Origin of the sequence: Nonomuraea angiospora (assembly GCF_014873145.1) — a bacterium.
GTDB lineage: Bacteria > Actinomycetota > Actinomycetes > Streptosporangiales > Streptosporangiaceae > Nonomuraea > Nonomuraea angiospora.
Genome location: NZ_JADBEK010000001.1, coordinates 12,125,377 through 12,147,126 on the forward strand (window position 1 = coordinate 12,125,377; position 21,750 = coordinate 12,147,126).

Consider the following 21,750-nt stretch of genomic DNA (forward strand, 5'->3'; position numbering starts at 1 on the left):
GTCGGCCGGCCAAGATGCGACCCGGGCCAGACGCGTCCCCGCCCCGCAGCCCGTCACCATGCTGGTGCGCTCGGCATACCGGGCCGAGAGCGGACGAATCTGGGAGGAAACGATGAATGCCGATCTTCGGCGGCGAATCACCCGATGGCGACAGAGTGCCGAGGAGCGGCGCGCCGCCAACGCCGCGGCCAACCTGGACCGGCAGCCCCCGTTCCCCGGACGATGGGTGAGCGCCGTCTCGCTGATCGGCGGCCCCGCGCTCATCATGACCGGGACCCTCCTGCGCTCCCCGTTCTACTACTTCGTCCCGTACCAGCTCGCCGCCTACGCCCGTCACCCCGCCCTCATCACGGCCGCCTACACCTGCTTCGCCGCCGGCTTTGTCCTGCTGTGGCCGGCGGTCATGACGCTGGCGCAGCGGATCGCCGCCACCAGCCCGCTGTGGGGACTGTGGGGCGGCTGCCTGGTGATCGTCGGCCTGTTCACCCGGACCTTCCAGTTCGGCACCGATCACCTGGCCTTCCACCTGACCGACAGCCTCGGCCTGCGAACGATGCTCAGCGGCATCGACGCCTACTACCTGGCATGGCGGGACACGATCTGGCACCCGTTCAGGGCCATGTCCGGACCGGCCTTCTTCGGCTGGGTCGTGCTGGCCGTCGGCGCCTACCGCTCCGGCGCCCTGGGGCTGGGCCGCTCGGTCGCGCTCGGCCTGATGTCGGCGCTCGCGCTCGGCACCCTCAAAGGCACCGAACCGCAGTCCTTCGTCGCCGTGGGCGGCCTCTGCGTCGCGTTCATCCCCCTGGGCATCTCGCTACTGCGTAGCGGGCCCCCGCCGACCAGGCGCGCCATGTTCTGGATCGTCGTCCTCGTCCTCGTGCACATCCTCATGACGGCCTACGGCCCAAGGGGATGAGAACCCCCGGTCCAGCCGTCAGAAAAGGGTCAGCGGGTCCGTGGGCTCGGGTTCGGGGAGCGGGGTCAGGCCGGGGACGCGGGCGCGTACCGCCTCGTGGAAGTCGCGGGCCAGCTTCGGCGCGTCGGCGTTGTCCGGCGTGTGGACGAAGAACGTGGGGGAGCGGCCCTCCCGCAGCCAGTCCGTGACGACGTCCAGCCACGGCCGCCAGCCCTCGACGGTGCGGGCCTCGGCGTCGCGGCCCAGGTAGCGGACGATCGGGTGGCCGGTGAGGGCGCGCGTGCGGCGGGGCACGCGGGGCTTCTTGGTCCACGCGTCGCGCTCGGCGTCGCTGGTCGGCGGGCTCTGGAAGAGCGTCGTGGTGTCGAACGGGACCCACTCGGCGTCCGCGGCCGCCAGGACGCGCTCCAGGAGCCGTTCGGACCGCTCGTCCTCGAAGAAGGCGCGGTGCCGGAGCTCGACGGCGTATCTGTGGGAGCGGGGGAGCCGGTGCAGGAAGGCCGCGAGGGTGCCGAGGTCGGCCGGTGAGAAGGAGCCGGGCAACTGGATCCAGAGCGCGTGGGCTCGCGGGCCCAGCGGCTCGATGGCGTCCAGGAAGGCGTGCAGGTGCTCGTCGGCGCCGGTCAGGCGGTGCTCGTGGGTGATGGGCTTGGGGAGCTTGACCACCATGCGGAAGTCGGGGGCGGTCTGGCCGGCCCACGACTCCACCGTGGCGCGCGTGGGGGTCGCGTAGAAGGTCGTGTTGCCTTCCACCGCGTCGCACCAGGTCGCGTACGAGCGCAGGCGCTCCCCGGGCGGGAGGTGGCCGGGGAGGAAACGACCTTGCCAGCGCGCATGAGTCCACATCGCGCATCCCACGTGAAGCCGCATGCTCTCGACGGTATCGGAGATCCGTTGAGACGCTGTCATGGTCATGACGGGCGAAAAGGAAGGGCCGACCATGCCTCGTGTCCGACTGCTTCTCGTGATCGTCCTCGTCGCGGTGAGCGCCCTGGCCGGGCCCGCGGCGGCCGCGCAGGAGTTCCGGGTGCTGCAGCTCAACCTGTGCCACAGCGGCGTCAACACCTCCTGCTTCAACGGCGCCGCCACCCTCCAGGAGGCGAACGCGGTCATCGCCGCCAAGCAGCCCCACGTCCTCTCCCTCAACGAGATCTGCAGGAACGACCTGCCCCAGCTGGCCCCCGCCATGGGCGACGGCTTCTCCGCGTTCGCCCCGGCCCGCCGTCCCGACGGCACGCCCGTGCGCTGCACCAACGGCGACGAGTACGGCAACGGCCTGATCTTCCGCTCTCCGGCCGCCGGGACCGTCTTCTCCGGCCAGTACGCCACCCAGGACGGCGGCAGCGAGAAGCGCGTCTACGTGTGCGCCGAGTTCGCCGACCTCGTCGGGTGCGGCACCCACCTGTCGACCACCGGGAACGTCGCCATGGCCCAGTGCAAGGCGGCGATCGCCCTGCTGCGCGACCGGGCCGTCGCGGGGCGGCAGACGTTCCTGGCGGGCGACTTCAACCTCAAGTACGCCCCGCTGATCGGGCCTGACGTCCAGGACTGCAACGCCGCGCCGTTCTTCAGGAAGGGGGACGGCAGCGTGCAGCACGTCTTCGCGGCCAACCTGGGCTACGTGCGGACGGAGGTGACCCGCATGACCTACACCGACCACCCCGCCCTGCTCGTCGTGCTGACGCGGCCCTGAGGCGAGGTTGTCATATGAGTGATGGCTTCGTATGATGACTGACAACATCCTCGCCGCCTACCCCTTGGACCGCCGATGGCCGCCGACCGCATCCGCCACGTCTCGCTCTCCTCCGTCACGCTTCCGCTCGACGTCCCCGTCAGCGACGCCAAGGTGCTCACCGGGCGGCAGAAGCCGATGACCGAGATCGCCTTCCTCTTCGCCGAGATCACGACCGAGGACGGTCACGAGGGCACCGGGTTCAGCTACTCCAAGAGGGCGGGCGGCCCCGCGCAGTACGCCCACGCCAAGGAGGTCGGGGACAACCTGATCGGCCAGGACCCCTCCGACATCGGCAAGGTGTACGACACCCTGCTGTGGGCGGGCGCCTCGGTCGGCCGGTCCGGCGTCGCCACGCAGGCGCTGGCCGCGATCGACGTCGCGCTGTGGGACCTGAAGGCGAAGCGGGCGGGGCTGCCGCTGGCCAAGCTGCTGGGGTCCTATCGTGACTCGGTGCGGACGTACAACACCTCGGGCGGCTTCCTGCACGCGCCGATCGAGGAGGTCAAGGCCCGCGCCACCCAGTCGCTCAAGGACGGCATCGGCGGGATCAAGATCAAGGTCGGGCAGCCCGACACCCGGGAGGACCTGCGGCGGCTCGCCGCGGTCCGCGAGCACCTCGGCGACGACGTGCCGCTCATGGTGGACGCCAACCAGCAGTGGGACCGGCCGACGGCGCTGCGGTTCGGGCGGGCGGTGGAGGAGCTCGGGCTCGTCTGGATCGAGGAGCCGCTGGACGCCTACGACGCCGAGGGGCACGCGCAGCTCGCCGCCGCGCTCGACACGCCCATCGCCACCGGCGAGATGCTCTCCAGCGTCGCCGAGCACGTCCGCCTCATCGAGGCCCGCGCCGCCGACATCATCCAGCCGGACGCCCCGCGCGTCGGCGGCATCACGCCCTTCCTGCGCCTGGCCACCCTCGCCGACCACGCCGGGCTGCAGCTGGCGCCGCATTTCGCCATGGAGATCCACCTCCACCTGGCCGCCGCCTACCCGCGCGAGCCCTGGGTCGAGCACTTCGAATGGCTCAACCCGCTGTTCAACGAGCGGCTCGAGACCCGCGACGGCCGCATGATCGTCCCGGACCGGCCGGGGCTCGGGTTCACGCTCAGCGAGCAGTGCCGCAAGTGGACCGTGGACAGCGTCGAGTTCGGGAAGGCCTGAGACCGGTGGGCGACCGTGTCGCGTCGGTGCGGTTCGGCCACTACGCCGTGCCGCTGGCGCATCCGGTGAGCGACGCCAAGGTCGCGACGGGGCGCCAGCGGCCCCTCTCCCAGATCGACGTGCTGACCTGCGAGATCACGACGGACGACGGGCTCGAGGGGCTCGGGTTCTCGTACACGACGCGGGCGGGCTGCCGCGCGCAGTTCGCCCACGCCAAGGAGGTCGGCGAGATCCTGCTCGGGCGGGATCCGTCGGACATCGGCAGGTTGTACGACGGGTTGTTGTGGGCGGGGGCGTCGGTCGGGCGTTCGGGGGTGGCCACGCAGGCGCTGGCGGCGGTCGACGTCGCGCTGTGGGACCTGAAGGCGAAGCGGGCGGGGCTGCCGCTGGCCAAGCTGCTGGGGTCCTATCGTGACTCGGTGCGGACGTACAACACGTCGGGCGGCTATCTGCAGGCTCCGGTCGAGGAGGTCAAGGAGCGGGCCCGGCAGTCGCTGAGCGAAGGCATCGGCGGGATCAAGATCAAGGTGGGGCAGCCCGACACCCGGGAGGACCTGCGGCGGCTGACCGCGGTGCGCGAGCATCTCGGGGACGACGTGCCGCTCATGGTGGACGCCAACCAGCAGTGGGACCGGGCCACGGCGCTGCGGTTCGGGCGGGCGGTGGAGGAGCTCGGGCTCGTCTGGATCGAGGAGCCGCTGGACGCCTACGACGCCGAGGGGCACGCGCAGCTCGCCGCCGCGCTCGGCACGCCCATCGCCACCGGCGAGATGCTCTCCAGCGTGCCCGACCTCGTGCGGCTCATCGACCTTCGCGCCGTCGGCTTCCTGCAGCCCGACGTGCCGCGGGTGGGCGGCATCACGCCCTACCTCAAGGTCGCCGCCCTGGCCGATCACGCGCAGCTGCAGGTCGCGCTGCACTTCGTGATGGAGATCCACGTCCACCTGGCAGCGGCTTACCCGCGCGAGTCCTGGGTGGAGCACATCGAGTGGCTGTCGCCGCTGTTCGAGGAGCGGCTGGAGATCGAGGGAGGGCGCATGCGCGTTCCGGACCGCCCGGGCCTCGGCCTCAGCCTCGCCGCGGCGGCCGGGGCCTGGCGGCTCGATCAGGTCGAGTTCGGCGCGGTTGCGGGGCGGGAGTCCGATCCGGGCGAGTTCGGCGCGGTTGCGGGGCGGGAGCCCGATCCGGGCGAGTTCGGTGAGGTTGCGGGGCGGAGGTCCGACCGGGGCGAGTTCGGTGAGGTTGCGGGTGGGCGGTCCGGGCGGGTCGAGTTCCGTGCGGACGCCGGGTAGGTTGTCAGCCGTGCCGCCAGATCAGAGGCTCGACCGCGACAGCGGGCGCGGGCTCGCGCATGAGCTCGTCGAACGCCTCAAGGAGCGCATCCTCGCCGGCGAGATCGAGCCCGGCCAGAAGCTGCCGACCGAGTCCTCGCTCGTCGAGGAGTTCGGCGTGAGCCGTACGGTGGTCCGCGAGGCCATCTCGCGGCTCCAGGCGGCCGGGCTGGTCGAGACGTTCCAGGGGCGGGGCTCGTTCGTGCTGGCGCTGCCCGCCTCCACGGCCTTCTCGGTGGAGCCGTCGCAGATCCGCAGCCATCGCGACGTCCTCGACATGATCGACTTCCGGATCGGCGTGGAGTCGGAGTCGGCGGGGCTGGCCGCCGAGCGCCGCACCGACCTGCAGCTGAAGGCCATCGAGCGGGCCCTGGTCGACCTCGGGCGCTCCGGCGAGCAGCCCAGCAGCGCCGTCGAGGCCGACTTCCAGTTCCATCTCAAGATCGCGCTGGCCTCGGGCAACCGGTTCTACTCCGACCTGCTGGCGTCCTTCGGGCCCATGGTGATCATGCTGCCGCGCACCCGGCTGGAGCACGCGTACACGGTGTCCAACGCCACCCACCTCACCCGGGTGACGCTGGAGCACGAGAACATCTATCGCGCCATCGCCGACCGGGACGCCGCGGCGGCGCGGGCCGCGATGCGGCTGCACCTGTCCAACTCACGCGCCCGCCTCCAGGCCCCGTAGCGGGCGGTCGGGGGGCGCGCCGGGACGGCTTGCGTCTGCGGAGTCGCGGGCTCGTCTCCGGGCTCCGCAGCACGCGGTTACCGGCAGTGGGGGCTGCATGGTGCGTGGTTGGCCGTGGGGGCGGGTGGGCTTCGTAGTGCGTGGTTGGCCGTGGGTGGGGTGCGCGGCTGCGTCTGTCCCGCCTTGCGGGTCCCGTCTTCGGGCTTCGTCGTGCCAGGGCGGGGTGGGATGTGGCTGCGCGCCCCGCCCCGCGCGCTCGTCGCCGGGCCCCGCGAGGTGCCGGGTTACCAGCGGGCGGTGTTGGGGGTGAAGCCGGGCTCGACCGTGCGCATGTACGTCGTGTCCTCGCGCCCGCGCTGCCCGCACCGCTCGTACTGCTCGTGCAGAGCCCCCAGGGCGTCCTCGTCCAGCTCCACGCCGAGCCCCGGCCCGGTCGGCACGGCCACGCTGCCGTCGCGGAACTCCAGCGCCCCCGGCCTGATGACCTCCTCGGTCTTCCACGGGTAGTGGGTGTCGCAGGCGTAGGTGAGGTTGGGAGTCGCGGCGGCCAGGTGGGTCATCGCGGCCAGGCTCACGCCGAGGTGGGAGTTGGAGTGCATCGACAACCCCATCCCGAACGTCTCGCAGATGCCCCCCAGCAGGGCCGAGCGGCGCAGGCCGCCCCACAGGTGGTGGTCCGAGAGGACGACCTGCACGGCGTCCGCGGCGACGGCGGGCTTGAGGTGCTCGAAGGCGATGACGCACATGTTCGTGGCCAGGGGCAGGTCGGTGTGCCGGGCGACCTGCGCCATGCCGTCGATGCCGGGCGTCGGGTCCTCGAGGTACTCCAGGACCCCGGCCAGCCGGTGCGCCACCTTGATCGAGGTGTCCACGGTCCAGGCGCCGTTGGGGTCGATGCGCAGGGCGTACGAGGGGAAGGCGGCGGCCAGCGCCTCGACGGTCTCGACCTCGTGGCCGGGCTCGAAGACGCCGCCCTTGAGCTTGATGGCGGTGAAGCCGTACTCGTCGACCATCCGCCGGGCCTGGGCGACCATCTGCTCGGGCGTGACGCCCTCGCCCCACGAGTCCTCGTCCTGGCCCGGGTGGCCCGCCCACTTGTAGAACAGGTACGCCGAAAACGGCACCCGGTCGCGCACGGCGCCGCCGAGCAGGTCGCTCACCGGACGGCCGAGCGTCCTGCCCTGCAGGTCGAGCAGCGCCACCTCGAAGGGCGCGGCCACGGTGTCCACGGCGCTGGAGACCTCCAGCATGCCGCCGAAGCTCGCGCCCGCGCCGCCGGTCGAGCGGCCGAGCGTCTCCACGACGACGCGGCGCAGCCCGTGGGCGTCGAACACGTCCAGGCCGGGCAGCGCGGCGGCCACGGCGTCGAGCCGGTCGAGATGGGCCTGGTCGGCGTACGTCTCGCCCAGCCCCACCAGCCCCGAGTCGGTGTGCGCCTGGACGATCGCGCGCAGCACGAACGGCTGGTGGACGCCGACGACGTTGAGGAGGGGCGGGTCGCGGAAGGCGACCGGCGTGACCGAGACGCGGCTGATCCGCCCGCCGTCAACAGTCATCGGGGCGCCTTCACGGTCAGCACCGGCACACTGGCCTCCATGAGGATGCGCTGCGCCTCGCTGCCCAGGATGAACTTGCCCACCAGCGACCGGTGCCGCAGCCCGATGACGATGAGGGTGCCGCCCGTCTCCCTGACGAGCGCCTCGAACGTCTCCGGCAGGTCGTCGTCGTGGAGCGGCTGGCGTACCTCCGCGTCCACGCCGGCGGCCCGCGCCCGGGCGAGCAGCGCGGCCGAGGCGCCGTCATCGATCTTGTGCTCGTCGACGGGGGCGCCGCGGCGCGGGGAGTTCACGATGATCACGCGCTCGGAGCGCAGCGCGCCCTCGCGCAGGCCCGCGTCGACCGCGGCCTCGCCCTCGGGGGTGGGCAGGTAACCGACGAGGATCGTCATGGCGTCTTCTCCTCAACTGGAACGCGGTCCGCGCCGGCGGTCTTGCGGCGTACGGCTTTGCGGATGAGCGGCAGGACGGCGACCAGCACCACCAGGGCGAGCACCGTGCCGGAGATCGGGCGGGTGAGGAAGCCGGTCGGGTCGCCGCCGAAGATGAGCAGCGCCTGGCGCGACGAGTTCTCGATCATCGAGCCGAGGACGAACGCGAGCACCAGCGGCCCGGGCTCGAAGCCGAACTTCTTCATCAGGTAGCCCAGCAGGCCGAAGGCGATGACCAGGAAGATGTCGTACACATTGTTGTTCACGGTGTACGCGCCGAGCAGCGTGATGAGCACCGTGATCGGGGCCAGGATGGCCGGGCGCACGCGCAGGATCTTCACGAAGACGCCGACCATCGGGATGCTCATGATGAGCAGCAGGATGTTGCCGATGTACATCGAGTTGATGACGCCCCAGAAGACGTCGGGGTGCTCGGTGACGAGCTGCGGCCCCGGCTGGATGCCCTGGATGAGCAGCGCCCCGAACATCAGCGCCATCGTCGCGTTCGCCGGGATGCCGAGCGTCAGCAGCGGGATGAACGACGACGTCGCGGCGGCGTTGTTGGCGGTCTCGGGGGCGGCCACGCCCTCGACGGCGCCCTTGCCGAAACGTTCGGGCTGCTTGGCGCGGCGCTTCTCGAAGGCGTAGGCCGCCAGCGAGGACAGCACCGCGCCGCCGCCGGGCAGGACGCCCAGTACGAACCCGATGAGCGAGCCGCGCCCGATCGCGCCCTTGGACTGGTTGAGGTCCTGGCGCGACGGCCACACGTTGCCGACCTTGGCCGGCGCGTGCACCTGGTTGTGCCGCTCCTCGAGGTTGTAGAGGATCTCGCTGAGGCCGAACAGGCCCATGGCGATCGGGATGAAGTCGATGCCCTCGGCGAGGTTCAGGCTGTCGAAGGTGAACCGCTCGGCGCCGGTGAAGGTGTCGCGGCCGACGGTCGCGATGAGCAGGCCGACGCAGGCCGCGATGATCGCCTTGAGCTTGTTGCCGTTGCCGACCGAGGAGATCAGCAGCACGCCGAGCACGCCCAGCGCCGCGTACTCGGGGGGCCCGAAGTCGAGCGCGAAGCCGGCGACGACCGGGGCCAGGATCGTCAGGCCGACGATCGAGACGGTGCCGCCGATGAAGGAGCCGATGGCGGCGATGCCCAGCGCGGTGCCCGCCTTGCCCTGTCTGGCCAGGGCGAACCCGTCGAAGACGGTCACGACGGAGGACGCCTCGCCGGGCAGGCGGAGCAGGACCGAGGTGATGGTCCCGCCGTACTGGGCGCCGTAGAAGATGCCGGCCAGCATGATGATCGCGGAGACCGGTCCGATGCCGTACGTGATCGGCAGCAGGATGGCGATCGTCGCGCCGGGCCCGAGGCCGGGCAGCACGCCGATGAGCATGCCGATGATCACGCCGATGAGGCAGTAGAGCAGGTTGGCCGGCTCCATGACGACGCCGAAGCCGTTGAGGATGGGGGAGATGTCCATGGGGTCTTCTCAGATGAGGCGCGGGAGCGGGACCTGGAGCAGCACGACGAAGAGCAGGTAGAACGCCGCCACCGTCAGCACGCTGACCACGATGGAGGTGCGCCACGACTCTTTGCCCAGCCAGCGCAGCCAGACGAACACCAGCAGCAGGGACGGGATCTCGAAGCCGATCAGCGGCAGCAGCCAGGCCAGCATGATGAGCGTCACCAGGCCGGCCGCGGTGAGCAGGCTCGCCTTCGAGAACCGCTCGGTGTCCTCGAGCTTGCGGCCGGTGACGACGAGCACCGCCGACAGCACGACGATGACGACGCTGATGGCGAACGGCCACAGGCCGGGGCCCGGCTGGGTCATGCGGCCGAGCCCGAGCGCGAGGGAGCCGATCGCCCCGGCGACGCCGACCGCCAGCGCCACCAGGGCCGCCGAGATCTGCGAGAGGGGGCCGGCGTGCGGTGGCCGGGTGTCGTCGGCGACCTCAGCGCCGGACTCGAGAGGGCCGGACTCGAGGGGGCCCGCCTCAAGAGGGTCAGACATGGACATGCTCGCTCCTAGGGACTATCCGGCCAGGCTGATGCCGTACTTGCTCAGCTGCTCCTTGTACGTGGCGGTGTCCTTCTGCAGGGAAGAGAGCACCTCCTGCGGCGAGACCTCCATCGGGGTGAGCGAGTTGTCCTCGTTGAACTTCTTGTACTCCGGCGTGGCGAACGTCTTCTTCGCCGCCTCCAGCAGGCGGGCCTTGACGTCCTCGGGCGTGCCCTTGGGCGCGGTCAGGAAGCGGTACTGCGTCACCAGGACGTCGAAGCCCTGCTCCTTGGCCGTCTTCACGTCCGGCAGATAGGGGATGCGCTGGTCGGAGAAGACCGCGAGCGGGACGAGCTTGCCGGCCTTGATGTTCTCGATGGCCTCGCCGATCTGCATGGTGGAGACGTCCACCTGGTTGCCCAGCAGGGCGGTCAGCGCGGGGGCGCCGCCGTCGAAGGGCACGGCCGTGGCCTCGATGCCGGCGGTCTTGAAGGTCAGCGCGGAGGCGAGCTGGGCGCCCGTGCCGACGCCGGTCGTGCCGTAGCGGATGGTCTTGCCGGCCTTCTTCATGTCCTCGATGGACTTGTAGCCGGACTGGGAGTTGGTCGCCATGACGTAGTCGTCACGCGAGACGCCGGTGATGACGTCGAACGAGTCGATCTTCGTGGCCTCGGCGGGGGAGACCGTGAGCGGCGTGATGGTGAACAGAGACGCGTTCTGGACGGCGATCTTGTAGCCGTCGGCCTTCGCGGACTGGAGCTCCTTGGCGTTGAGCGCGCCGTTCGCGCCGGGCTTGTTGAGCACCGGGGCGGAGACGCCGAGCTCCTTGCCCATGCCCTGGGCCAGCGCCCGTGTGATGAGGTCGGTCGAGCCGCCCGCGGACGCGCCGACGCTGAACTCGATGTTGCCCGTCGGATATTTACCGTCACCGCCGCCGGAGGACGTGGTCTTGACACCGCCGCACGCCGTCAGCGCGAGCGCGGCGGCGCCGCCGATGACACCCGTGAGAAGGCGGCGGCGGGTCGTCCGGGATGTCGGCATGGACTTCTCCTTATGTGCGAGCGGCGTCTATGGAGGTTACGGGGTTGTTTCCGCTCTGTAGTCTCCGGAGACTAGGGACCTGCCTCGATGCCTGTCCAGGCTCAATTCGGTATCAGGTGATACTCTGCGAGCATCATGCTAACACTGGATCAGATCCGGGCATTCGTGGCGGTCGCCGAGGAGCTCCACTTCGGCCGGGCCGCCGAGCGACTGCGCATGACGCAGCCGCCGCTCAGCCGCCACATCCAGAAGCTGGAGCGCTCGATCGGCGTGACCCTCCTGGAACGCGACAACCGCCGCGTCGTGCTCACCGACGCCGGGCGCGGCTTCCTGGAGGACGCGCGGCGCATGCTCTCGCTCGTCGACACCGCGGGCGACCGGGCCCGCCGCATCGCCAAGGGCGCCACGGGCACCGTACGGCTCGGCTTCACCGCCGTCTCGGCCATCAGCATGCTCGGCACGATCCTGCGCCGCCTCACGGAGCAGCTGCCGGAGATCGACGTCATCCTCCACGAGCGGGTGACCGCCGGGCAGGTGGACGGCATCCTGCGCGGCGAGCTCGACCTCGGCCTGGCCCGCCCGCCCTTCGACATCGCCACGCTCGACTCCCGCGTGGTCTTCCGCGAGCCGCTGTGCGCCGTGGTCCCCGTCGGCCATCCGCTGGCCGCCCTCGGCCGGCCGCTCGCGCCCGACGACTTCGACGGCCTGCCGGTCATCAGCTACAACCCCGTGCAGTCGCGTTACTTCCACGAGCTGACGATCCGCTTCCTCACCAACGCCCACCCGAGGATCGAGCAGCAGGTCCACCAGATCCTCACCGCCGCCCTGCTCGTGGCCGCCGGCCGGGGCGTGGCGCTGGCGCCGGCCAGCGCCCGCTCGCTCGGCATCGACGGCATCGTCTTCTGCGACCTGGTACGCGGCGGCGGCGACCCGCTCGACGAAAGTGACGGCGTCGCGGGCAAGCCGGTGGAGCTGCACGTCATCTGGGACCGCGGCTCCACCAACCCCGCCCTGTGGCGCGTCCTGGAGCTGCTGCCCGACCCCGGACGTCACGATGCTCGTTCGGTATCGCCGGATACAGAATCGGGCTTGGACAGGAATCCACCCTCCTTCCTAGCCTGACGGCATCAACCTTTACCGGCGGTGCGGGGGATCCCGCGGACCGCGTGTCAACAGAGGACGGTCATGCCGAATTTCTCGCCCCAGGAGCTCGCCGCCCAGCTCAAGAGCGGCCTGCTGTCGTTCCCTGTCACCCATTTCACGCAGGAGCTGGAGTTCGACGAGGCGGGTTACCGTGACCACCTGTCCTGGCTGAGCGCGTTCCCCGTGGCCGGGCTGTTCGCCGCGGGCGGCACCGGCGAGGGCTTCTCGCTGACCTCCGCCGAGATCGACCGGGTGGTGCGGGCGGCGGTCGGCGAGGTGAACGGCAGGCTGCCGGTCGTGGCCCCCGCCACCGGCGGCACCGCGAACGCCGTCGCGCAGGCCCAGGCCGCCGAGGCCGCCGGGGCCGACGGGCTGCTGCTCATGCCCCCCTACCTCACGGAGGCCGGGCAGGCGGGCCTGGTGGAGCACGTCTCCGCGGTGTGCCGCGCGACCAGCCTCGGCGTGATCGTCTACAGCCGGGCCAACGCGATCCTGAACGACCGCTCCGTCGAGGCCCTGGCCGGCCGCAACCCCAACCTCGTCGGGTTCAAGGACGGCGTCGGCAGCATCGAGCACCTCACCCGCATCTACGCCACCGTCGGCGACCGCCTGGCCTACATCGGCGGCCTGCCCACGGCCGAGACGTTCGCGCTGCCGCTGCTGCAGCTCGGCATGAGCACCTACTCCTCGGCGATCTTCAACTTCGTCCCGCAGTACGCGCTCGACTTCTACGCCGACGTGCGCGCCCAGAACCGGGACGCCGTCTACCGGCGGATCAAGGAGTTCCTGATCCCCTACCTGGACATCCGCGACCGGCAGAAGGGGTACGCCGTCTCGATCATCAAGGCCGGCCTGGCCGCCGTCGGACGCCCGGCGGGCCCCGTCCGGCCGCCGCTGCAGAACCTCACCGACGGCGAGCAGGCCGAGCTGACCGCCCTCATCAACAAGATCAGCTAGGCGCCATGTCTCCCACCATCCAGCGCGTCGAGGTCGTCCCGGTGGCCGGGTACGACAGCATGCTGCTCAACCTCAGCGGCGCCCACGGCCCGTTCTTCACCCGCAACGTCGTCATCACCACCGACTCCGACGGGCGCACCGGACTCGGCGAGGTGCCCGGCGGCGAGGCCATCCGCCGGACCGTCGAGGAGGCGGGCGCGCTGCTGACCGGCGAGCCCGTGGCCCGCTACCGCAGCCTGCTGCGGTCGGTGTCCGAGCGCTTCGCCGACCGCGACGCGGGCGGGCGCGGCGCCCAGACCTTCGACCTGCGCACCACCGTGCACGCGGTCACCGGCCTGGAGTCCACCCTGCTCGACCTGCACGGCCAGTACCTGGGCCTGCCGGTGGCCGACCTGCTCGGCGAGGGCCGCAGGCGGGACCGGGTGCCGATGCTGGGCTACCTCTTCTACGTCGGCGACCCGGGCAGGACCGACCTGCCCTACCGGGTGGACGACGCGGGCGAGGACCGCTGGTCCCGGCTGCGCCGCCAGGAGGCGCTCACGCCGGACGCGGTGGTCGCGCTGGCCGAGGCCGCCCAGGAGCGTTACGGCTTCGCCGACTTCAAGCTCAAGGGCGGGGTGCTGACGGGCGAGGAGGAGATCGAGGCGGTCACGGCGCTGGCCCGCCGCTTCCCCGAGGCGCGCGTCACCCTCGACCCCAACGGCGGCTGGCTGCTCGACGACGCCGTACGGCTGTGCCGCGGGCTGGGCGGCGTGCTGGCCTACGCCGAGGACCCGTGCGGGGCCGAGGGCCGTTTCTCCAGCCGGGAGACGATGGCCGAGTTCAGGCGGGCCACCGGGCTGCCCACCGCGACGAACATGATCGCCACCGACTGGCGGGAGATGGCCCACGCCGTACGCGCCGGCGCGGTGGACATCCCGCTGGCCGACCCGCACTTCTGGACCATGGCCGGATCCGTCCGCGTCGCCCAGCTCTGCCACGACTTCGGGCTGACCTGGGGCTCGCACTCCAACAACCACTTCGACATCTCGCTGGCGATGTTCACCCATGTCGGGGCGGCGGCCCCGGGGGAGATCACGGCGCTGGACACGCACTGGATCTGGCAGGACGGCCAGGCCCTCACGACCAGCCCGTTCCGGATCGTGGAGGGCGCGATCGAGGTGCCGACGACCCCCGGGCTCGGCGTCGAGCTCGACCGCGCGGCCCTGGCCGAGGCCCACGAGCTCTACCTGCGCCACGGCCTCGGCGCCCGCGACGACTCCGTGGCCATGCAGTATCTGGTGAAGGACTGGGTCTTCGACCCGAAGCGCCCCTGCCTCGTCCGCTGACGGCTTCTGCAGGGTCCGTGCCGACCGGCCCATGGCGGCTGGCCTAGTGTTGGCCTCATGGGCATGGTCGGTACGGTCGGGCTGGTGCTGCATCCCCAGCGCGACTCCAAGAAGGCGATAGACACCATCCTGCGCTGGGCCGCGGACAAGGGCGCCACCGTGCTCGGGCTGCCCGAGGAGGTGGGGCGGATCGACTGCACCGCCGTGCCCGTGGACGCCGACGCCCTCGTCGAGCGGGCCGACCTGCTGGTCGGGCTGGGCGGCGACGGCACGATGCTGCGGACCATGCGGCTGCTGGCCGGCCGGCCCACGCCCATCCTGGGGGTCAACCTCGGCAAACTCGGCTTCCTGGCCGAGATCGACGTGGACGAGCTGGCCGGCACGCTGTCGGCCATCGACGAGCACCGCTACACGATCGAGCCGCGCATGGCGATCAAGAGCCGGCTCGGCGGCAAGGACGTGACCGCGTTCAACGACATCGCGCTGGTCCGCATCCCCGGGGAGGGGCTGGCCGCGATCTCGGTCACCCCGGCGGGCAGCGACTTCGTGCGCTTCGCGGCCGACGCGGTGATCGTGGCGACCTCCACGGGCTCGACCGCCTACAGCTTCTCGGCCGGCGGGCCCATCGTGTCGCCCCGGGTGGAGGCGGTGCTGGTGGTGCCCGCCGCCGCCCACTCGGCGTTCAACCGGGCGCTCGTGCTGCCCGCCGACGAGGAGGTCACGCTGGAGGTGCTGCCCACCAGCGGGCGGCTGGCCGTGGAGGTGGACGGGGCCGTGGTGACCCACCTGTGCCCCGGCGACACCGTCACCGTGGCCGCGTGGCCGGGGGCGGCGAAGGTCGTGCGGCTGGGCACCACGTTCTACGAGCGGGCCCGGCGCAAGCTGCGGGTGGACGGCAGCGCCGAGGCCCTCTGACGACCGGCCGCGCTCAGGTGCGCGACCGGCGGCGGTGCCGGGCCGGGCGCTCACCCTCGGCGGGCCGCTCGTACGGACGTGGGACGGGGTCGTGCTGGTGGGCGTGCGGCGTGAAGAAGCTCTCCTGTGCCTCCCGCCGGGCGGCAGGCTCCCGGGCGTCCTCCTCCGGGTGGTGACGGGAGGCCGTCAGTGCCGCCAGCGCCGTGGTGATGGGCACGGCGGCGATGAGCCCCAGCGTGCCGACGATGCTGCGGACGATCTCCTGGGCGATGACCGGCGTCGTCAGCACCTCGCCCAGCGGCTGCCGCCCGATGCTGAACAGCAGCAGCAACGGCAGCGACGCCCCCGCGTACGCCAGGATGATCGTGTTGATCACCGACGCGATGTGCGCCCGGCCGATGCGCCCGGCCGCCCGGTAGAGGCGGGCGAAGCCGTAGGAGGGGTTGGCGTGCGCCAGCTCGGCCACCGTGACGGCCTGGGTGACCGTGACGTCGTCGAGCACCCCCAGCGCGCCGATGATGATGCTGGCCAGCAGCAGGCCCTGCGTGTCGATCTTCAGGCTCATGTCCAGCGCCAGCGCGCTGTCGTCGGTGATGCCGTTGAGCCGGGCGAACCCCAGCGCCCCGTACGACAGCAGGCCCGTCAGCGCCAGGCTGGCCAGCGTCCCCAGCACGGCCATCGAGGTGGCCAGCGAGAAGCCGTGCGTGAGGTAGAGGACCAGCAGCATGATCGCCGAGGCCCCCACGATGGCCACCAGCAGGGGCGGCTCGCCCTCCAGGATGCCGGGGATGACGAACGTCAGCAGCAGCACGAACGTGACCGCCAGCCCCACCAGCGCCGTCACCCCGCGCCAGCGGCCGAAGGCGATGACCGCCAGCGCGAAGGCCGCCCCGAACAGCCACAGCGGCGTCGACCGGTCGTGGTCGGAGATCTGGTGGTGACCGTCCGCGTCGCGCAGCAGGATCACGTCGTCGCCCGCGGCGAAGTGCTGGGCCCCGGGCCCGCTGGGCAGCCGGAGCGTGACGCTCTGCCCGCCCTCGACGCGGACGTCGGCGTTGCCGCAGGTGGCCGGGTCGGGCTGGGGCGCGCCGTCCGGGGCGGCGGGGCACTTCTTGAGCGTGACCCCGGTGATCGTCCCGGTGACCCGCTGCACGCTGGACTGGGCGGTGCCGGTGCTCACCGTCCCGCCCGGCCAGAGCCAGAGCAGGCCGGCGAGGGTGATGATCGCCAGCGGCACGAGCACGGCCAGACCGGCCATCACCGTACGCCGGGAGCTGGGGGGATGCGCGTGATTGGCGCCCATCGAAGTCAGTGTCCTCCTCGGCTGACGACAGTACTGCACTCCGGCGCGCTGGGTAGGCGTAAAAGCATGTCATGGCTCGTGGGCACTTCGGGGTGGCAGTACAAGGACTGGCGCGGCGTGCTCTATCCGCAGGACGTCCCGCAGCGGCTCTGGCTGGAGGAGTACGCGGCCGAGTTCCCGACCGTCGAGAGCAACAACGCGTTCTACCGGCTGCCGAGCGCCGAGACGTTCGCGGCCTGGCGGGACCGCACGCCGGACGGGTTCGTGATGGCGGTCAAAGCCAGCAGGTTCCTGACCCACATCAAGCGGCTGGCCGACCCCGAGGAGCCCGTGGAGCGCCTGATGAGCCGCGCCGCGGCGCTGAAGGACAAGCTCGGCCCGGTCCTGCTGCAGCTGCCGCCCACGCTGAAGGCCGACGCGGACCGGCTCGACCGGTGCCTGCGCTGCTTCCCGGCGGGCGTCCGGGTGGCTGTGGAGCCGCGGCACGAGTCGTGGTGGACGGAGGACGTCCGCGAGCTCCTGAGCGCGCACGGGGCCGCGCTGTGCTGGGCCGACCGGCTGGGCAAGCCGCAGAGCCCGCTCTGGCGCACCGCCGGCTGGGGTTACGTGCGCCTGCACGAGGGGCCGTCACGCTGGTCGTACGGCGACACCGCGCTGAAGACGTGGGCCGGACGCCTGCGCGAGGCGGGCTGGGACGACGCGTACGTCTACTTCAACAACGATCCCGGGGGAGCGGCTGTGCGCAACGCGCGACGATTTGCCAGACTCGGCTAGTGCACACACGTCTGTACAGGAACGGCGTCCTCGAAAAGGAAGGTTTCCCGATCGAGGAGGTCTCCGACTATGTGGCGGATCCCGGCAACACGGTCTGGTTCGACCTGTGCTGCCCCTCGCCCGCCGACCTGGGCGTGATCGGTGAGGAGCTGGGGCTGCACGAGCTGGCGGTCGAGGACGTGCTGTCCGACCATCAGCGGCCGAAGGTTGATATATACGACAATCACTTGTTCATCACTGTTTATGGGGTGCACTTCGACGAAGGGCAGCTCGACCCCGTCGAGGTGAACATCTTCGCCACCAGGAACGCCCTGGTCACCGTCCGCGAGAACGACCACTTCGACATCCGCGACGTGGTCAAGCGCTGGGACGCCAACACCCGGCTGGCCGGCCACGGCGTGGCGTTCCTGCTGCACGGGCTGCTCGACTACGTCGTCGACAGCCAGTTCGACCTGGTGCAGGACCTCGACACGCAGGCGGAGGCGCTGGAGGAGTCGCTGTTCGACGAGGACGGCCCCCATGACGGCAGGGCGCTGCAGCGCCGGATGTACGAGCTGCGCAAGAACACCGCCCGGCTCCGCAAGATCTCGATGCCGATGCGCGAGGTGGTCGGCACCCTCCTCCACCGCGACCAGGACTTCATCACCGAGCCCGCCATGATCCCCTACTACCAGGACGTCAACGACCACGTGCTGCGCGTGGCCGAATGGGTGGAGACCATCCGCGACATGCTCGCTAACGTCCGCGAGACCCGCCTCGCCCAGCAGGGCTTCCGGCTGAACGAGATCATGAAGCGGCTCACCAGCTGGGCCGCGATCATCGCCGTGCCGACCGCGATCACCGGCTACTACGGCCAGAACGTGCCCTACCCGGGCTCGGGGCAGCCGTGGGGGTTCTGGATCTCCACGATGCTGGTGGCCGGCATGTCCGTGCTGCTCTACGTGGTGTTCAAGAAGAAGGACTGGCTGTGAGCGCACGCGGGGCCCAGCGCAGCGCGGCCAGGTCGTAGGGCGGGCGGCAGGGCCCGCTGCGCGCGTCCGGCCGCTCCTCCACGGCCAGCCGCACCCGCGCGGCGCCGTCCGCCGGAAACAGGGGCAGGCAGCGGCCGCCCGAGATGAGGGTCCGGCGGCCGATCGCCGTGGTGAGCAGGGACAGCTCCTCGTACGTGGCGGGCACGGCCAGGCGCAGCACCCACATGCCCTCCGGGGTCCGCACCCGCGTCCCGTCGAGCGCGTAGTACTCCAGGACGCTCTCGTTGGTCGAGACGACCGCCCGCATGGTGAACCGGCGGCCCTCCACGGTGAACACCTCCGCGGAGGGCGCCCGGTAGATCGAGTGCACGTACCCGATCGAGAAGGCGCCCCCGGCGACGGGCAGGCCGTTCACGGTGAGACGCCCGGCGCTCGCGCCGCAGCAGAGCGCCGCCACCACTGTGAGCGCCGCCGCGAGCGCCGCGAGCAGCCTCGTCAGGCCTTTTCCTTGTAGTAGCGGGCCGCGCCGGGGTGCAGCTCGACCGGCGCCACCTGCTGGCCCAGCATGAGGTCGAGCTTCCTGGCCTCCGGATGCACGGCCGCCAGCTCGGCCTTCTTCTCGAACAGGGTCTTGGTGATGTCGTAGGCGAGCTGGTCGCTCATCTTGTCGGGCACCAGGAGCACGTTCGCGATGCCGACGGTCTTGATCGAGCCGGACAGCTTGTAGACGGACAGGTCCACGTCGAGGCCGACGTACTGCTGGCCGTACGTCGACTGCATGGTCGTCAGCACGTCGCTCGTGTCGAGCACCTTCACGTCCGGCTTGCTCGTGGCCAGGTCGGTGATGCCGGCCGTGGGCAGGCCGCCGACCCAGAAGAACGCGTCGATCGTGCCGTCCTTGACGGCCTGCACCGACTCGTTGATCGACAGCTGCTGCTTGGTGATGTCGTTGTCCGGGTTGATCCCGGCCGCCTGAAGGACCCGCCTGGCCACGACCTGGGTGCCGGAGTTGGCCGGGCCGAGCGAGACGCGCTTGCCCTTCAGGTCGGCCACCCTGGCCGCCCGGACGCCGGGCGCGACCACGAGGTGGGTGTAGTTGTCGTAGATGCGGGCGATGGCCTTGACGGGCTGCTTCGAGGTGAAGGTGTCCTTGCCGTTGACCGCGTCGGCCGCCGTGTCGGACTGGGAGAAGCCGATGTCGGCCTTGCCGGAGGCGAGCAGCTTGATGTTCTCGACGGAGGCCGAGGTGACCGACGCCGTGGCCTGGGTGTTGGGGATGTTGGCCGACAGCAGCTTGGCCAGGCCGCCGCCGTACACGTAGTAGACGCCCGTCGTGCCGCCCGTGGCGATCGACAGCCGGTTGCCGGAGCCGCCCGCGCCACCTCCGCCGCAGCCGGCCGCGGTCAGGACGGCGACGGCCACTATCGCAAAGATCCGCTTCACGCTGGGTCCCTTCTCCTGCTTCTGACGAGGTGCACGGCCACGGCCACGGCCAGGACGGCCAGACCGGCGACGATGGGAACGGGTTCGAGGAAGAGCAGCAGCACCGCGGCGATCGCCGCGAGCACGCGCTCGGGCCATCCGCTCATGCCGCCGGTCGCCAGCGCGAGGGCCGCCACGGCGACGGCCGAGACGGCCGTCATCAGCAGCACGGTGCCGATCGGCCCCTGCCCGAGCAGCGCCTGCCCGTTGGGCGTCAGCACGAAGGCGAACGGCACCAGGAACGCCGGCAACGTGTAGCGCCAGGTCATCATCATCGTCTTGTACGTGTTGCCGCCGGTGATGGCCGCCGCCGCGACCGCGGACAGCGCCGTGGGCGGGCTCACCTCCGACAGCACCGCGTAGTAGAAGACGAACATGTACGCCTCGGCCTGCGTCACCCCGAGCGTCGTGAGCGCCGGGCCGATGATCACCGCGGCGATGATGAAGCTCGCGGTCACCGGCACGGCCAGGCCCAGCAGCATGACCGCGATGCCGGACATGAGCGTGGTCAGCACGAGGTTGCCGGCGGCGAAGTCCACGATGATGGCGCTGAGGTTGAGGCCGAGGCCGGTTTGCGTGATGACGCCGACGATGATGCCCGCCGCCGCGCACACCGCGGTCACCGGCAGCACCTCCAGCGTGCCCTTGGCCAGCGCCTGCCCGACGCGCCTGGGGCCCATGCGGTGCTGCGGGTCGAGGAACGACAGCGCGAACGCGATGGCGGTGGCGATCACCACGGACTGGAACGCCGAGCGGTCCAGCGCCATCAGCACGATGATGAGGACGAGCGAGCTGAAGTGGTAGCCGAAGCGCAGCAGCAGCTTGCCCGCCTTGGGCGCGTCCACCTGCACGGCGTGGGTGCTGAAGCGGCGCGAGTCGATCTCGATGGCCAGGAAGATGCCCAGGTAGTACAGGAGCGTGGGGATCGTCGCGTACAGGAGCACCTCGAGGTAGCTGACCCTCAGGTACTCGGCGATGATGAACGCCGCCGCGCCCAGCGTGGGCGGCGACAGGATGGCGCCGATGCCGCCGGCCGCGAGGATGCCGCCCGCCGGCTCCTTCGGGTAGCCGGCCCGCCGCAGCACCGGCCAGGCGACGCTGCCCAGGCTGACCGTGGTGGCCACGCCGGAGCCCGACACGGTGCCGAGCAGGAAGCCGGCCGTGGTGACGGTACGGCCCGGGGCGGCGCGGGACTTGCGGAAGGCGGCGAAGCTCAGGTCGATGAAGAACTTGCTCGCGCCCGAATAGTCGAGCACGGCGCCGTAAATCGTGAAAAGGATGATGTAACTGGCGGCCACTTGCATGGGGACGCCGAAGAAGCCCTCGGTGCCGGTGTAGAGCTGGGACACGATTTGGCCGAGGTCGAAGCCACGGTGCCCGATAGTCCAGTCAATCGGCAAATATGCGCCGTAATAGGCATAAATCAGGAAAATTAGGCAGATGATGGTCAGGGACCAGCCGACGGTGCGCCGTACCGCCTCCAGGAGCAGCACCGTCAGCGCCAGGCCCGCCACGATGTCGAGGTCCGTCAGCGCGGCGCCGGAGCCCCGATCGCGGAACCCGTCGATGTCGAGCAGCGGATAGACCAGCACGGCCAGCGAGGCGGCGGCGAGCAGCCAGTCGGCCACGGACGGCCGCTCGAAGCGCCGGGTCCCCTCCGGTTCGCCCTCCGCCGGTGTCCCGGGGGGCGGGCCCGCGGCGGCGCCGCGCCGGAGCAGCCGCGGCAGGAACGCCGACCAGCCCGACCGGTAGCAGAGGAAGACCAGCGGCAGCGCCACCGCCAGGAACGTCATCCGGTGTTCCAGCGCCTCCACCGGCCGGAACACCACCACCAGCGAATAGACCGACAGCAATCCGCCCACGATCCACACGCCGAGCCGCAGCGGCCCGCCGAGTTGCCGCGCAGGGCGTTCCTGTTCGTGCGCGGAGACAAGCTCGGCCTCACGGTCGCTCAGCTCGGTCAAGACACGTCCTCCCCCGACACGGCGTTGCAGCGGACTTTACGAGCCGGTTACGCGCGG

At 71.1% G+C, this 21,750-nt stretch carries 21 protein-coding genes; 11 read left to right on the forward strand and 10 right to left on the reverse strand.

Features of this window, described 5'->3' with window-relative positions; translation table 11 throughout:
- Positions 1–112 precede the first annotated feature (112 nt).
- Positions 113–916 carry a hypothetical protein gene (locus tag H4W80_RS62180; protein ID WP_225964221.1) on the forward strand — a complete coding sequence of 268 codons (804 nt, stop codon included), beginning with the start codon at positions 113–115 and terminating at the stop codon, positions 914–916.
- An 18-nt stretch (positions 917–934) separates the two neighbouring features.
- Here H4W80_RS62180 and H4W80_RS55655 read toward each other — a convergent pair whose 3' ends face one another.
- Positions 935–1,786 carry a DUF72 domain-containing protein gene (locus tag H4W80_RS55655; protein WP_192792419.1) on the reverse strand — a complete coding sequence of 284 codons (852 nt, stop codon included), beginning with the start codon at positions 1,784–1,786 and terminating at the stop codon, positions 935–937.
- A 70-nt stretch (positions 1,787–1,856) separates the two neighbouring features.
- Between H4W80_RS55655 and H4W80_RS55660 the strand changes: the two genes are divergently transcribed.
- The 4 genes from H4W80_RS55660 to H4W80_RS55675 all read left to right on the forward strand — a co-directional run bounded on the left by H4W80_RS55660 (position 1,857) and on the right by H4W80_RS55675 (position 5,831).
- A complete protein-coding gene (locus H4W80_RS55660; RefSeq protein ID WP_192792420.1) occupies positions 1,857–2,609 on the forward strand; it encodes an endonuclease/exonuclease/phosphatase family protein in 753 nt (250 codons plus the stop codon).
- A 75-nt stretch (positions 2,610–2,684) separates the two neighbouring features.
- On the forward strand, positions 2,685–3,812 hold the full coding sequence (locus H4W80_RS55665; RefSeq protein WP_192792421.1) for an L-talarate/galactarate dehydratase: 1,128 nt from the start codon (positions 2,685–2,687) through the stop codon (positions 3,810–3,812).
- Between the two features lie 5 nt (positions 3,813–3,817).
- Complete coding sequence (locus H4W80_RS55670) at positions 3,818–5,104, forward strand: L-talarate/galactarate dehydratase (RefSeq protein WP_192792422.1); 1,287 nt, start codon at positions 3,818–3,820, stop codon at positions 5,102–5,104.
- Between the two features lie 10 nt (positions 5,105–5,114).
- Entirely contained in the window at positions 5,115–5,831 is a 717-nt protein-coding gene (locus tag H4W80_RS55675) for a FadR/GntR family transcriptional regulator (RefSeq protein WP_192792423.1), read from the forward strand.
- Positions 5,832–6,115: 284 nt separating this feature from the next.
- On the opposite strand, the gene H4W80_RS55680 is transcribed toward H4W80_RS55675, so the two are convergent.
- From H4W80_RS55680 to H4W80_RS55700, 5 genes are read right to left on the reverse strand one after another with little or no spacing between them, the layout of a single operon-like run.
- Complete coding sequence (locus H4W80_RS55680) at positions 6,116–7,387, reverse strand: glucarate dehydratase family protein (protein ID WP_192792424.1); 1,272 nt, start codon at positions 7,385–7,387, stop codon at positions 6,116–6,118.
- Complete coding sequence (locus tag H4W80_RS55685) at positions 7,384–7,779, reverse strand: universal stress protein (protein WP_192792425.1); 396 nt, start codon at positions 7,777–7,779, stop codon at positions 7,384–7,386. The genes H4W80_RS55680 and H4W80_RS55685 overlap by 4 nt, the downstream gene beginning before the upstream one ends.
- Positions 7,776–9,296: a tripartite tricarboxylate transporter permease gene (locus H4W80_RS55690; RefSeq protein ID WP_192792426.1), complete on the reverse strand. Its 1,521-nt coding sequence runs from the start codon at positions 9,294–9,296 to the stop codon at positions 7,776–7,778. Before H4W80_RS55690 ends, H4W80_RS55685 begins: the two co-directional genes overlap by 4 nt.
- Before the next feature lie 9 nt (positions 9,297–9,305).
- Positions 9,306–9,827 carry a tripartite tricarboxylate transporter TctB family protein gene (locus H4W80_RS55695; protein ID WP_225964223.1) on the reverse strand — a complete coding sequence of 174 codons (522 nt, stop codon included), beginning with the start codon at positions 9,825–9,827 and terminating at the stop codon, positions 9,306–9,308.
- A gap of 21 nt (positions 9,828–9,848) precedes the next feature.
- Positions 9,849–10,856, reverse strand: a complete 1,008-nt coding sequence (locus tag H4W80_RS55700; RefSeq protein ID WP_192792428.1) for a tripartite tricarboxylate transporter substrate binding protein — start codon at positions 10,854–10,856, stop codon at positions 9,849–9,851.
- A gap of 135 nt (positions 10,857–10,991) precedes the next feature.
- On the opposite strand from H4W80_RS55700, the gene H4W80_RS55705 reads away from it, so the two are divergent.
- The 4 genes from H4W80_RS55705 to H4W80_RS55720 all read left to right on the forward strand — a co-directional run bounded on the left by H4W80_RS55705 (position 10,992) and on the right by H4W80_RS55720 (position 15,199).
- On the forward strand, positions 10,992–11,978 hold the full coding sequence (locus tag H4W80_RS55705) for a LysR family transcriptional regulator (protein WP_192792429.1): 987 nt from the start codon (positions 10,992–10,994) through the stop codon (positions 11,976–11,978).
- A 63-nt stretch (positions 11,979–12,041) separates the two neighbouring features.
- Positions 12,042–12,956 carry a 5-dehydro-4-deoxyglucarate dehydratase gene (gene kdgD / locus H4W80_RS55710; RefSeq protein ID WP_192792430.1) on the forward strand — a complete coding sequence of 305 codons (915 nt, stop codon included), beginning with the start codon at positions 12,042–12,044 and terminating at the stop codon, positions 12,954–12,956.
- 5 nt (positions 12,957–12,961) lie between these two features.
- A complete protein-coding gene (locus tag H4W80_RS55715; protein WP_192792431.1) occupies positions 12,962–14,284 on the forward strand; it encodes an enolase C-terminal domain-like protein in 1,323 nt (440 codons plus the stop codon).
- A gap of 57 nt (positions 14,285–14,341) precedes the next feature.
- Positions 14,342–15,199, forward strand: a complete 858-nt coding sequence (locus H4W80_RS55720) for an NAD(+)/NADH kinase (protein ID WP_192792432.1) — start codon at positions 14,342–14,344, stop codon at positions 15,197–15,199.
- A 13-nt stretch (positions 15,200–15,212) separates the two neighbouring features.
- Here H4W80_RS55720 and H4W80_RS55725 read toward each other — a convergent pair whose 3' ends face one another.
- The gene (locus H4W80_RS55725) at positions 15,213–16,502 is read right to left on the reverse strand and encodes a YibE/F family protein (protein ID WP_192792433.1); all 1,290 of its coding nucleotides are present in this window, start codon (positions 16,500–16,502) and stop codon (positions 15,213–15,215) included.
- Positions 16,503–16,568: 66 nt separating this feature from the next.
- Between H4W80_RS55725 and H4W80_RS55730 the strand changes: the two genes are divergently transcribed.
- Together H4W80_RS55730 and H4W80_RS55735 are read left to right on the forward strand one after the other, a co-directional pair.
- Positions 16,569–17,276, forward strand: coding sequence for a DUF72 domain-containing protein (locus H4W80_RS55730; RefSeq protein ID WP_192792434.1), 708 nt, complete (start codon positions 16,569–16,571; stop codon positions 17,274–17,276).
- Entirely contained in the window at positions 17,276–18,247 is a 972-nt protein-coding gene (locus H4W80_RS55735) for a magnesium transporter CorA family protein (RefSeq protein ID WP_318787536.1), read from the forward strand. The genes H4W80_RS55730 and H4W80_RS55735 overlap by 1 nt, the downstream gene beginning before the upstream one ends.
- On the opposite strand, the gene H4W80_RS55740 is transcribed toward H4W80_RS55735, so the two are convergent.
- From H4W80_RS55740 to H4W80_RS55750, 3 genes are read right to left on the reverse strand one after another with little or no spacing between them, the layout of a single operon-like run.
- Positions 18,225–18,704, reverse strand: a complete 480-nt coding sequence (locus tag H4W80_RS55740; protein WP_318787537.1) for a DUF1850 domain-containing protein — start codon at positions 18,702–18,704, stop codon at positions 18,225–18,227. The genes H4W80_RS55735 and H4W80_RS55740 overlap by 23 nt on opposite strands.
- A gap of 38 nt (positions 18,705–18,742) precedes the next feature.
- Entirely contained in the window at positions 18,743–19,690 is a 948-nt protein-coding gene (locus H4W80_RS55745) for a TAXI family TRAP transporter solute-binding subunit (RefSeq protein ID WP_318787538.1), read from the reverse strand.
- Positions 19,687–21,693, reverse strand: coding sequence for a TRAP transporter permease (locus H4W80_RS55750; RefSeq protein ID WP_225964224.1), 2,007 nt, complete (start codon positions 21,691–21,693; stop codon positions 19,687–19,689). The genes H4W80_RS55745 and H4W80_RS55750 overlap by 4 nt, the downstream gene beginning before the upstream one ends.
- Positions 21,694–21,750 lie beyond the last annotated feature (57 nt).